This window comes from Bradyrhizobium algeriense, from assembly GCF_003062295.1.
Classification (GTDB): domain Bacteria; phylum Pseudomonadota; class Alphaproteobacteria; order Rhizobiales; family Xanthobacteraceae; genus Bradyrhizobium; species Bradyrhizobium algeriense.
In genome coordinates this window covers 1-11,066 of record NZ_PYCN01000070.1, presented here as the reverse complement: position 1 = coordinate 11,066, position 11,066 = coordinate 1, and the positions used below count along the sequence as shown (strand labels likewise).

The window sequence follows — 11,066 nt, the reverse complement described above, 5'->3', positions numbered from 1 at the left end:
GTCTTGACGGCACCACGCCGGATCAAGCCTACTTCACCCCGCTGCCACTCCGCATGGCAGCCTAACCCCGGCAGAGGCTCCACCTATCGACGCGGAAACTCTGTTCAGACAACCGGGACCAGCTCTGGCGGCGACCATCGCGCTTGAGATGATCGGCCCGACGCCGGGCGCACTCATTAGGCGGCGACAGTGTGGATCTTGATCAGCGAGTTCGTCGATTTCTTTCGTCATTGACGCGACCCGTCGGTCGAGATGGCGCCAGTCCTCGGCCAAGTCTTGAATGAGCTGGATCACTCGAGGCGATAAGTTGTCCTTTGGCGCTGAGAGAATCTGAGGAAGTGCCAGTCGGAGCGCTGCCGCTCCCTGCCGGACGGGCAGCCCTCGCTCAAGCAAAAAGCCTCGGATTTGATTGATGACCGCGGTTCTTTGCGTCACCAATCGACTGCGAACTCTGTGCAGTGCCTGCAAGTCAAGTTGCTCGGCCGACTTCAAAGGGACAAAGCGCATGGTCGGGCGCTGCGTCGCCTCTGCGATGGCTTCGGCATCACGGAAGTCATTCTTGTGGCCCTTGAGGTATGGCTTCACATACTGTGCCGGCAAGAGCCGTACTTGATGGCCTAATTTCTCCAGCTTGCGCCCCAGGTGGTGTGCTCCTGAACAAGCCTCCATTCCGATCAGGCAGGCCGGAACATTAGCCAGCGACTGCTCAAGCTGATTTCTCGATCGCTTCTTGCGTAGGATGATTGCACCCGTGGCATCGAATCCCACCACATGGAATGTGTTCTTGCCTAGGTCGATACCGATCGTGACAATGTTCGTATGGGACATGGCTCGTGCTCCTTCTCTTGCCGGGGCTTAACGTTGCCGCTGAGAGCGGGCGTGGTCCATGCCATTAACTCGTAAGGCCGATGGGCCTTACCCTTGCCGATGCACTCGACCTCCGGCGCGTGCAGGGAATAGACCTTCGGCCCGCGTTGACGCTGCTGCTGCTCGCGCACGCGCCGCGCCAGCGCCAGCAGCTTTGCGAACGCCGCCTCGAGCCCGCTGTTACCCTCGATCTTGCGGGCGATGTCGCGGATCACGCGGCCCAGATAGGTCCGCAGCGTCTTGAGCTTCCGGTTGGCGCGCTTGAACTGCTTGGCGTGGGCATAGCGCTGGTGCTGGATCAGGGCGAACTTGCCCACCCGCGCATAGGACTGGCGCAAAGCCACCCCATCGCGCTGCGCCAGCCGCACCAGCTTCTCGCGCGCCCGGTTCAGAAGCTTTGCATCGGTGGGGAACGTCACGTTTTTGGGCTGAACCGTGGTGTCGACGATCACCCGCGACAGTTCGGACGGCTTGATCGCCTTGGTCCTGGTGGCGACCGACAGGCTCTCCTGGATCAGCGCAGCCAGCCGCTCCTCGCCCATCCGGTTGCGCCAGCGCGTCAGCGACGAGCGGTCGAACACCAGCCGGTGCTGGAAGAACTCCTCGCCGCAGAAGTATTGGTAATAGGGGTTCTCGACCCACCGCTCGCACAGCACCTCGTCGGACAAGTCGTAGGTGTGCTTGAGGATCGCCAGCCCCGCCATCAAGCGCGTCGGCAGCGGCGGGCGGCCGGGATCATCCGTGTAGACCTCGCCGAACCGTTCCTCCAGGAACCTCCAATCCACCGTGCGGCCCAGCGTTACCAGCGGATGCTTCAAGTCGATGATCTGATCGAGCCGCGAGCGGAAAAGATCCTGCTCTCCCGTCTCGCTCCGTTCCCGTGGCCGCATCGAATCCCTCGCCAATGCCGGTTCTGGGGCGAGTGAATCACAAATCAAGTTTGCAAGGAATCCCGCTCCAAAGCCCCGCTTTCCGGCAAATCCAGTTACGGCAAAACGCCGTTTCAGGATTCCAAATCAACGGCTTGGGAATTCTTCACGGACGACTAAGGAGTGCTCGTCCGAGGACGGCCGTCTTGCGGGTGTTCCCGATCTGTAGCTGACTGTCGGTATGGATATCCTGCAATCTCGTTCGTATTCCGAAGATGCTGGCAGCAACGGGATGAGCCTGTCTGGAGCGTCAAACATGAGCGAAAACTGCGCGTACAGCGCTCTATACCACCCATCGGTTGGCTCATCCTCGCCCCGCACATCAGGAAAATCGCCCTTCAAGACCCATTTTTCAGCAGCCTGCTGAAACGATCTCTTCGATCTGTCCGTATTTCGCTTCAAAGTATCGCTCGGACGGGTACGTGATAATTAGTCGAATGATAATTGTTGACTTGGTGGCATCGAACCAAATGACGTCCTTGATAGGCAGCGGGTTCGGGACCGGCTGATCTGGCTTGAGGGATTGGGAAATGCCGGTATCGGCCTCACACTGGACCGCGATGCATCCAGGATCAATCTCTCTTCTCACCGACAAGATCCTCGATCAGCTTGCCGCCTGCTTTTTGCTGATCCCATCCCCTCCCGGATCGCGGTCGCCGGTGTAGCCAAGATCGGCGCGGTCGAACGACAGGTCGATGTCTTCGGAAAAGCGGCGGATCGCGCCGAAGGCCTTGGACAAGGAGGTCCCACCCTTGAAGACCAGGGTGGGCGCGTCTTCTTTCTGCAGCCCAAAGAGGCGTTTCAAGGTCCAGCAGACCCAGAAGTCCTTCTCGATGATGGTGTTGGCAACCCCACGCGCTGCGCCCGTCTCACCGAACAGAGCCGCGCGCTCGGCGCCGTCGAGACGGGCGACCTTATCCATCGGCCCCACCGGAGATGGTGGCGATGGAGACGAGTGTCGGTCGCATCCATGCCGGCGCCCGGCGACGCGTGCGACATCGGTTGCCCGTACGGGGCCGAGATGCCGCAGAGCCTGAACGACGGTGCCGGCGAAGCTGCCCGGAGCGATCAGGTGTTTTGGCGAGGCGTGACGCAGATCAACGACCCGCTTGCCAAGCACGACACGGCGGGAGGGACCATCGGTCAGGTAGCGAAAGCCAGAGGCGTCAAACGCGTCTGCATTCCCAATCGCTCGACCAAGAGCGCCGAGCGCAAGCGTGAGCAGAAAAAGCGCTGGTTCCGTAACGGTCAGAAATGGCGAACCGGATGCGAGGGACGTATCAGCGTCGTCAAACGGCGACACGGGCTCGATCGCTGCCGCTACAAGGGCAGCATCGGAATGAAACGCTGGGTCGGCCTCGGCGTCGTCGCCGACAACCTCATCAATATCGGACGCGCGATGGAAAACCAGTCACGCCAACCGTAGTCCGTCCCAGCTCAATCTGGCCTCTCAAGGCCCCGCCAGCCCCTGGCGGGGCCTTGTCGTTGTCCGCGCGGTTGACCGACCAGATCTCCGTCGAATGGGGTCGCATCGCCGCGATCCGCCCCCGCGGCGATATCGACGGGCTGATCGCCGCCACTGCGATCGTCCACGACCTCATCCTCGTCACCCGCAATGTCGGGGATTTCGAGGATACGGGCGCAACGGTGATCAATCCTTGTTGGGAGGAGTCGGTATGAGCAGCACAGATCCTGCCTACGCATCAGTCCCCTCCCCTCTCCCAGCGTCAAAAAACGGGAAAAATGCCCGTTTTCAGCCCCAGAGCCCGGTCAGGGGCCTACGAGCCAAGCCAAGCGCCAGCATTATGAGGATTTGCAGTCCGGGTATCGTGCAATCGCGGGCGGGTGGTGTTATATAGGTAGAATATTGAAAAATAGGCACCAAGGAACTCCAACATGGCGCTGAGTATCAAAGATCCTGAGACGGAAAAACTCGCACGCAGGCTAGCCGAGCGCACCGGAGAAACGATCACCGTCGCGACCAGGCGCGCTCTCGAGGATCGGTTGCGGCGGGTCAATGCCGACGTGACCAAGGCGAAGCTGCTTGAGGACATGGAAGCCATTCGGCGCCGCCTATCTGCCCTCCCGATCCTCGACCCGCGCAGTATGGATGAAATCATCGGGTACGATGAAAACGGCTTGCCGATCTGATGGTGATCGACTCATCCGCCATTCTGGCAGTTCTTTTGAATGAGCCGCAGGCCAGCGACTTTGAGCATCGCATTGCGGCCGACCCTGTCCGGCTGATTTCGGCAGCGACGGTGTTGGAAGCTGGAATAGGGATCGAATCAAAGCTGGGCGATGGCGGCGGCGCCGAGCTTGATCTCTGGCTGCATAAGGTTGGCGTGGAGATTGTTCCAGTCTCAGCCGGGCATGCCGATCAGGCGCGGCGGGCGTGGCGGCGGTATGGGAAAGGCCGGCATTCCGCCAAGCTGAACTTTGGCGATTGCTTTTCTTACGCTCTCGCCACCCTCACCGGAGAGCCCCTGCTGTTCAAGGGCAACGACTTCTCGCAGACCGACATCAAGGCGGCCTGAAGATGAACATACTTCCTCCCAGTAGCGAAAACCTTCCCGTCACTTCGGAAGCCGTGAGGGAGGGGGCCGAAGCCGCCTCCCCTGCCCTGTCGGCGCATCTGGAACGGCTCGCCGATCGCGCGCGCGACTATGTCGAGGCGGCGAGCTCAGCCAACACGCGGCGCGCCTACACCTCCGACTGGAAGCACTTTTCCGCCTGGTGCCGACGCCAGGGCCTCGAGGTGCTGCCGCCGTCCCCGCAAACGGTCGGGCGGTTTGCCATTCCCGGACTTCGTCGAGAACCGCGTCGGTCACCCGGCTGATCAAATCCGGCGAGACCTCGGCCCCATAAAGTTCAGATAAATGCCCCCGGATCTCGCGCACCGTCATGCCGCGCGCGTAGAGGCTCAGGATTTTGTCGTCGAAGCCGTCGAAACGGGTCTGGCCCTTGGCGATCAATAGCGGCTCGAAGCTGCCGGCCCGGTCGCGTGGCACAGCTATGTCGATCTCGCCGTCCTCGGTCAGAACCGTCTTCGCGCTGGTCCCGTTACGGCTATTGCCGCTGCCGCGGCCGGCAGGGTCCCCCTTCTCGTAGCCAAGATGATCGCTCAACTCCGCACCAAGCGCCCGCTCAATCAGCGCCTTCTTCAGCTGCTTGAAAAGCCCATCCGCACCTGTGAGGTCTTCAGGCTTCTCATAGTTAGCAAGCAGTTGATCCAGTAGTTCAGGTGTAATCGTCGTGTCGGTCGTCATGTGAGTCTCCTTGGTAAGGTAAACTCACAGAAACCTGCTTACACATTCTTTCTGACACCCTCGGGGACCAATCCCGACGAAGTATCGGCCGACGCCGGCTACTGCTCCGCCGCCAATCTTCGCACGATCAAACGGCGGCGCATTGAGGGCTACATCGCCACCGGAAGGCAGAAGCACGGCACCAAATCCGCCACCGCGAAAAAGGCTTCAAGACCCGGCTCGCTGATCGCCAGGATGAGCACCAAGCTCAAGCGCGCCGGCTACCGAAGTCGCTACCGCTTGCGCAAGCAGATCGTCGAAGCCGTCTTCGGACAGATCAAACAGGCAAGAGGGTTCAGGCAATTCCTGCTGCGCGGCATCGAAAAGGTCAGCGCAGAATGGGCGCTCATCTGCACCGCTCACAACCTCGTCAAGCTGGCGAGGGCCGCATGAGCCGCTATCATTCGGATAAAACCGGCTTCCCGATGCTAACTGGACAGGCTCCTAGCGCAGACATAGCGTGCATCACGCCTCGAATGGTGGTGGACCTTGAACTTGCGTCCGCAGCGCTGTAAGCCGACGAGAAGTCCACCGCCATTGCGCACCGCGCCCGCCACCATCGCTCCCTTCATGCTCGCATTGCCGGAAGTGATCGTCCGGTTGCGATCATACTCCTCTCAGGAGATATAGCCATCGCGGGAGCGTTCGCTCCGACGCATCCACTTGCTGTCGATGCACTCGCCGCACTTCAGTCCACCACGTCTCTCCATCGTGTGGCTTCGAGGAGGCCGGTCACAGCACACACTCCTAGCGAAGTTGTGCCTTCTCCGCGCCCTTCGCCCCTCCGAATCGCGTCCCTGCGGGCCTAGCGGTTCACTTCGAGGCGCCAAGGAGTCATCGTACCCCTGCAGTGCAGCCCATCGAAGAGAGTAATACGTGAAGCAACGTTCACGCGGCACAATCCTCACCAAGATCCTCCCCGCTCGTCATCGTGCGATCGCACGATCACACGTCCGCTGCGAAGTCGCAGTGGTTCATTGGGATCGAGATCGTCAGGTTCAGGCTCGCGGCGGCGATGTCGCCTCGCGCGTTCTTCGGATTCGCGCTATTCACGGGCCGCTCGCTGGGCGCGAGTTTCGATGATGGATCGTGCGAAACGGCGGCGCTGCCGCGGGCGCTCGAGCGAAGTAGGCTGGACGTCGTCGCCTTCGAGCTCGCGGCTGCGGCGCCGCCGAGTTTCGCTCTGGAGCTCAAAACCGCCAACATCTGATGGACCGGGGTCGGTGTCTTGTGCTTCGATTGTCATAACAATGCCACCAGTATTCGCGCGGTCAACTATTTCCGCAGTGCTTCTGGACGTTTGGATTGCCCGGCCGATTGCGGGATCTCGTGCTGACTGAAGGGATTCGGCCATTCGTATCCTGCCGTCGCGTTCAAGGTGCGGCGGTTCGGGGTGGCTTCTGACACTAACGGGAATATCGGGTGCAGGCTCCGGCCTCGCGCGTTCTTCGGATTCGCGCTGTTCACGGGCCGCTCGCTGGGCGCGAGTTTCGATGATGGACAGTGCGAAACGGCGGCGCTGCCGCGGGCGCTCGAGCGAAGTAGGCTGGACATCGTCGCCTTCGAGCTCGCGGCCGCGGCGCCGCCGAGTTTCGTGCTGGAGCTCACAATCACCTACATCTGATGGACCGGGGTTCGTGCCTTGTGCTTCGATAGCCCTAATAATGCCAGCCATATTCGCGCGGTCGACCATTTCCGCAGTGCTTCTGGACGGTTGGATTGCCGGGCCAACTGCGGGACTCCGTGCTGCTTGAAGAGTTTCGGCCATTCGTATCCTGCCGTCGCGTTCAAGGTTTGCCGGTCCGGGGTGACCTCTGGAACTAACAGGAATATCGGCTTCAGGTTCCGGCCGAATTGCGACGGCTTCTCTAACCCTCCGCCTGCGTCGGAATTCCGCATAAGTAATCGGACGCTCCATAATGCCTCGGTCAGCACGCCGTGTGGCATCCAATTCAATGCCATGATCATAGGCTGCATCAACCAATACGGCGCGCATATTGTCGTAGTTCTGATGAGGATGGCGGCGCGCGATCTTCAGCCAGTGGCCTTCCAGTGCCCGTCGATTGACGACTACATGCAAGTGTGGATGCTGCCGATCGACGTGGAACGCCGTGAAGTAGTCGAATGAACCACCATTGTAACCTGAACCGAACATCGTTTCGGTCCAAGCACGGCCGGCAGCATGCGCACGGCTGGTATCGGTACCGGGCGGGAAGCTGACGATGATATGAGTCGTTAGGTCCTGGTTGCTTTCTGCGGCCGACTGACCGGCTTGATAGTTACCAGTCTGCTCGGCCCAACTTTGGGCGACCTCGTCGAGTCGGTCATACGGCAGAACAACGCCTTGATGACGTTCGGAACGTTGGAGATCAACGGCTCCGTTGCGGGAAAGGTATTTCAGCTGATCTCGAATTTGCCGGGCGGTCCGAGCGCCGCCTCGTGGCACAATTCTTACGATTGCTTGAGGATGAGGCATTTTGGGTGTCCAATGACGTCGTTTTCAAGAGCGCTCTCCCCCTGCATGACCTCCTGTAATCGCCTACGGCCGTCCTCTCGCCGTCGCGATACGTTCAATATTGTGCGGAGTAGGGCGTCGAGCGCGGAAAATTCCTGACCAAAGTGCTGCCTATGCCTCTCAAACCTTTCAATATCGAAGGTGGCGTCACGGTTAGCAACTCGGCTCAATTCTCTGAGTGTTTGGGCAATGTTGCCGATGTGACTGGTGATCGCCCGAAGATCATTCCGAGTCTCGGCGCCAATTTCAATAAATCCGGCGATCCTGCGGACCGCAATTCGCAGTGCCAGACTGTTGGTCATCCCGAGCACACGCAACTGCTGCGAGAACGTATCGAATTCTGCCGCGCGTAAGCGGACGCTGATTATTCTATAGCCGCTTTGGGCGGTGATAGCAGCACTTCCCCTTTTACTTGACGGCGCGTCGTCAATCGAGTGCGACACGTTGCACCTCCATCATATCTAGGGTCGCCATACGGTGAGAAACGCCAAATATAATACTGTCGGTCCCGAATTGCACCAAAGACCGGTTGCTGTTGTAGCTAAGCATATCGTGGCGTGCTCGATGGTGGGTTATGTTGACGCCGCTCGACCTCTGATTAGGATCAGATCGTTTTGAACTGACGTGGCCCGGCTGCCAAACCTTCACGTCACATGTCGTATCAAACCTGTTTGAGCACGGGGACCATCGGATATGAAGCTAGTCACTTGCTGCTCATTCAAAGGAGGGGCCGGTAAAACCACAGCCTTAATGGGTCTGTGCTCGTCATTCGCAGACAAAAAGCATAAGGTCGCTCTTTTCGAAGCTGACGAAAACCGCCCGCTTACTAAATGGAAAGAAAATGCCCTGCGTAACGGCGCTTGGGATCCTGGGTGCGAAGTATTCGTTGCGGATCAGTTGCCCCTGCTGGAGAATGCATATGCACACGCGGAAGGTAACGGCTTCCACTATGCGCTTGCCGACACTCGCGGCGGCTTGAGCGAACTCAATGATAGTATTATCGCCAGCTCCGATTTCATTCTGGTGCCTACCATGCTGACACCTCTAGATTTCGACGAAGCACTTGCGACTTACCGATACGTTATCGAGCTTCTACTAGAAGAGGGACTTCAAATCAAAACCGCGATTCTTGGCCAGCGAGTGCCTACATGCAGGCTGACCGTCTCTCAACAGGCCACGCAAGCCATGCTGGCTCTCCTGCCGATGTTCGACACGCCGATGTATGAGCGTGATGCCTTCGCTGCTATGAAAGAACGTGGTATGCTGCACATTACGGCGCAGAATATGTCACGCACTCCCGCAATGCGGCTTATGTTGCATAACACCCGGCGCGCAATGGACGAGCTGTCCATCATCGGAGCCTTCGTCGAGAAGGCATTGGAGGATTGATGTGGTTTTCCGCAAGCTGACCAGTTCGCTGCAGGCAGCACGTCTCGCTTCCCCGAGTTTGGAAAAGCGGAGTAGTACGACCATCTCATCTCTCTCAGCAGGGATGACGCCGCTTGAGCAGATTGCCCCGCCAATAGTGAACGCAAAGGTCCCTGCCTCCGCGTTCTCCGAGGAAAGGACAACTATCCTTTCGAATCAGCGCGCCGAGCCAGATCCCAAACTACAGGTGTTTCTGTCAGCAGCGCTTCCCGCTCCCGGTTTCTCTCCGGGGTTTGACAGCCTGTGTGGGCAGTATCGCCCGGCGAAAGCTCTGCAGATGATTTTGCGGCGCGCGTTAGACGATTACCAGGTGATGCTGTTAAGCGCCTCATTGACCAAACCCGTGGCTCCTTATCCTGTTGAGGAGCCCCTGTCGCTCGTTCTAACATCGCGAATGATGCCCCGACGGGTGGTTGAGATCGCTCTCGCGCATTTTGATCCCTTAGGGCTGGAAAGTGCGCGTGCCTTCGGTCGTAAACTGGCGAGCGCCGCGCTCGGCATGTTCTTCGAGAACGAAAGGAAAGGCATCCGTCAGCACCGCTGATCGGCGCGTGGCTAGCGGTAGTTGGGGTGCTTCTCTGTTGAGGCTCTTGCTGAACCAACCCGGTGCGGCGCTTCGTTGATGGGGCAAGCGTGAACGCAGCCAGGCTTCCGCTGGATCCATCCGTCGTCCGTGAAGGACGCGGATTGCGATGCCGTAGGTGGTCCCTCACCGCACCGATCTTTGCCAGCCGCGATCCACGGCAGCAGGCGCAGGTCGTTCGAGCCTCAATGACGACGAGCTTGCGTCCGATGTCATCCGACCATGGTTTGCGCACCGGCCGCTTGCGCATGAAGGGGCGGACGTTCTACGTCTTCGCCGCTGCGGCCTGCGCGGCAAGCGTATCCTCGCTCGCCGTCTTGCTGGCAGGCAACGCGCTTCCGCCATGTGTCGCTCAATGCGACGGCGGGTGCGATCCGCGCGCCAGCTTGACGGCAACACTCGGAATCGAAGCCGTCTCGGGTCGGAAGCGATCGCGCAATGCCGCAAGATCGGGTAACTGTCCGGCATCGAGGTCGATCGTGATCGCCTTGGCGAGCTCGGCTTCGTACGCTCGCTCGTGGGCCAGCGCCAGAAGCTCGACCGTCACCTTACAGGCGCGCCGGTCATCACCATGTTCCCGCATGGTCTCGAACAGACGTTTGTAAGCCGCGCGCGGGAAGAGCTGGTCGCGATAAACGAGGTTGACGAGCGCCATCGGCTTGCGGCGCAGAGCATGGATGACGTGCCGGTAATCGACGACATGCCCGCCCTGGCTCTCCGATACAGGCCGAGCGCGCCGCAGCGTCACGACCGGCGTGACGCCGAGGAAGCATTCGAGCCGGTCGTCGAAGATACGCACACGCAGGCAATGGCCAATCAGTCTTGAAGGCACTGTGTAGAACACGCGCCGCAGGATGGAGCCACCTAACGACGTCACCGGGATCACCTTCTCCTCGAAGTCGGTCGTGCGGCCTTTCGGCAGCGGCGGCAGCGCTCCCTTCTCGAGCGCGATCCGCTTGGCGAGGTTAGCGTTCCGCCAACCGACAATCTCGTCTACAAAAGCCCGGTAGGCATCGAGACTAGTTTCTGTCGCGAAAGACATTTCGCCCTTTAAAATAAGGGTTATCTCGCGATTTTCGAGCACGTTTTTTTGTTGCGACGTACATGTGCATGGTATCACATTTTATATATGAATCATGTTGATTCGGAATCGTCTTCGGATGTCGCGCGCTGGCTGCGAAGCGAATCGACGAGTCTTTGGCCTGCGCTTCTGGGTTCGCTGAGCCTGCGTCGTAGCCGGTGCATCCGCAAGAATTGCCCGGCGTGCCGGTCTGGCGAACAGCATCAAAGTTATGTGCTCTACAGTCGTGCGAATGAGCGTCGCGTTGCGGTCTACGTGCCGGAAGAGCTTGTGCCGGAGGTTCAGCGTAGCCTGGACAACGGGCGCGCTCTGCAGGATCTGTTGCACCAGGCGGCGCCGCGATACATCAAAGCGT

General features: G+C 59.6%; 11 protein-coding genes and 8 pseudogenes. 9 read left to right on the top strand and 10 right to left on the bottom strand.

The window, feature by feature from the left end:
• Window positions 1-126: 126 nt before the first annotated feature.
• The 5 genes and pseudogenes from C7G61_RS41070 to C7G61_RS46675 form a co-directional block, all read right to left on the bottom strand.
• Window positions 127-828 (bottom strand): annotated as a pseudogene (locus tag C7G61_RS41070) (IS110 family RNA-guided transposase); the annotation flags it as partial.
• A 68-nt stretch (window positions 829-896) separates the two neighbouring features.
• A pseudogene (locus tag C7G61_RS41065) lies at window positions 897-1,757 on the bottom strand (IS5 family transposase); the annotation flags it as partial.
• A 391-nt stretch (window positions 1,758-2,148) separates the two neighbouring features.
• Complete coding sequence (locus tag C7G61_RS41060) at window positions 2,149-2,385, bottom strand: hypothetical protein (RefSeq protein WP_108523225.1); 237 nt, start codon at window positions 2,383-2,385, stop codon at window positions 2,149-2,151.
• A 15-nt stretch (window positions 2,386-2,400) separates the two neighbouring features.
• On the bottom strand, window positions 2,401-2,718 hold the full coding sequence (locus tag C7G61_RS41055; RefSeq protein ID WP_420836841.1) for a nucleotidyl transferase AbiEii/AbiGii toxin family protein: 318 nt from the start codon (window positions 2,716-2,718) through the stop codon (window positions 2,401-2,403).
• Window positions 2,711-2,946 (bottom strand): annotated as a pseudogene (locus tag C7G61_RS46675) (DUF6088 family protein); the annotation flags it as partial. The pseudogene C7G61_RS46675 and the gene C7G61_RS41055, both read right to left, overlap by 8 nt.
• Between C7G61_RS46675 and C7G61_RS41045 the strand changes: the two are divergent.
• From C7G61_RS41045 to C7G61_RS46670, 5 genes and pseudogenes are all read left to right on the top strand, one after another.
• Window positions 2,947-3,222 (top strand): annotated as a pseudogene (locus C7G61_RS41045) (transposase); the annotation flags it as partial.
• 71 nt (window positions 3,223-3,293) lie between these two features.
• A pseudogene (locus C7G61_RS41040) lies at window positions 3,294-3,476 on the top strand (PIN domain-containing protein); the annotation flags it as partial.
• Between the two features lie 216 nt (window positions 3,477-3,692).
• Window positions 3,693-3,947, top strand: a complete 255-nt coding sequence (locus C7G61_RS41035) for a type II toxin-antitoxin system VapB family antitoxin (RefSeq protein ID WP_108523224.1) — start codon at window positions 3,693-3,695, stop codon at window positions 3,945-3,947.
• Complete coding sequence (locus tag C7G61_RS41030) at window positions 3,947-4,333, top strand: type II toxin-antitoxin system VapC family toxin (RefSeq protein ID WP_108523223.1); 387 nt, start codon at window positions 3,947-3,949, stop codon at window positions 4,331-4,333. Before C7G61_RS41035 ends, C7G61_RS41030 begins: the two co-directional genes overlap by 1 nt.
• Before the next feature lie 2 nt (window positions 4,334-4,335).
• A pseudogene (locus C7G61_RS46670) lies at window positions 4,336-4,590 on the top strand (integrase); the annotation flags it as partial.
• On the opposite strand, the pseudogene C7G61_RS41025 reads toward C7G61_RS46670, so the two are convergent.
• A pseudogene (locus tag C7G61_RS41025) lies at window positions 4,586-5,065 on the bottom strand (transposase); the annotation flags it as partial. The pseudogenes C7G61_RS46670 and C7G61_RS41025 sit on opposite strands and share 5 nt — an antisense overlap.
• Here C7G61_RS41025 and C7G61_RS41020 point away from each other — a divergent pair.
• Window positions 5,066-5,497 (top strand): transposase, encoded by a 432-nt coding sequence (locus C7G61_RS41020; protein ID WP_108523221.1) that lies wholly within the window; start codon window positions 5,066-5,068, stop codon window positions 5,495-5,497. It begins immediately after the preceding pseudogene.
• Window positions 5,498-6,149: 652 nt separating this feature from the next.
• Here C7G61_RS41020 and C7G61_RS41015 read toward each other — a convergent pair.
• On the bottom strand, window positions 6,150-7,580 hold the full coding sequence (locus C7G61_RS41015) for a relaxase/mobilization nuclease domain-containing protein (protein WP_108523220.1): 1,431 nt from the start codon (window positions 7,578-7,580) through the stop codon (window positions 6,150-6,152).
• Window positions 7,556-8,062, bottom strand: a complete 507-nt coding sequence (gene virD1 / locus C7G61_RS41010; RefSeq protein ID WP_108523219.1) for a T-DNA border endonuclease subunit VirD1 — start codon at window positions 8,060-8,062, stop codon at window positions 7,556-7,558. The genes C7G61_RS41015 and virD1 overlap by 25 nt, the downstream gene beginning before the upstream one ends.
• 250 nt (window positions 8,063-8,312) lie before the next feature.
• Here virD1 and C7G61_RS41005 point away from each other — a divergent pair, with 250 nt between their 5' ends.
• Together C7G61_RS41005 and C7G61_RS41000 are read left to right on the top strand one after the other, a co-directional pair.
• Entirely contained in the window at window positions 8,313-9,008 is a 696-nt protein-coding gene (locus tag C7G61_RS41005; protein WP_108523218.1) for a conjugal transfer ATPase VirC1, read from the top strand.
• Window position 9,009: 1 nt separating this feature from the next.
• Window positions 9,010-9,591 (top strand): VirC2 family conjugal transfer protein, encoded by a 582-nt coding sequence (locus tag C7G61_RS41000; protein WP_244608736.1) that lies wholly within the window; start codon window positions 9,010-9,012, stop codon window positions 9,589-9,591.
• Window positions 9,592-9,763: 172 nt separating this feature from the next.
• On the opposite strand, the pseudogene C7G61_RS40995 reads toward C7G61_RS41000, so the two are convergent.
• A pseudogene (locus tag C7G61_RS40995) lies at window positions 9,764-9,943 on the bottom strand (IS66 family transposase); the annotation flags it as partial.
• A gap of 39 nt (window positions 9,944-9,982) precedes the next feature.
• Window positions 9,983-10,714, bottom strand: a complete 732-nt coding sequence (locus tag C7G61_RS40990; RefSeq protein ID WP_145963798.1) for a hypothetical protein — start codon at window positions 10,712-10,714, stop codon at window positions 9,983-9,985.
• Between the two features lie 45 nt (window positions 10,715-10,759).
• Here C7G61_RS40990 and C7G61_RS45710 point away from each other — a divergent pair.
• The coding region (locus C7G61_RS45710) for a DUF6788 family protein (RefSeq protein ID WP_210205925.1) at window positions 10,760-11,066 on the top strand (307 nt) is incomplete at its 3' end.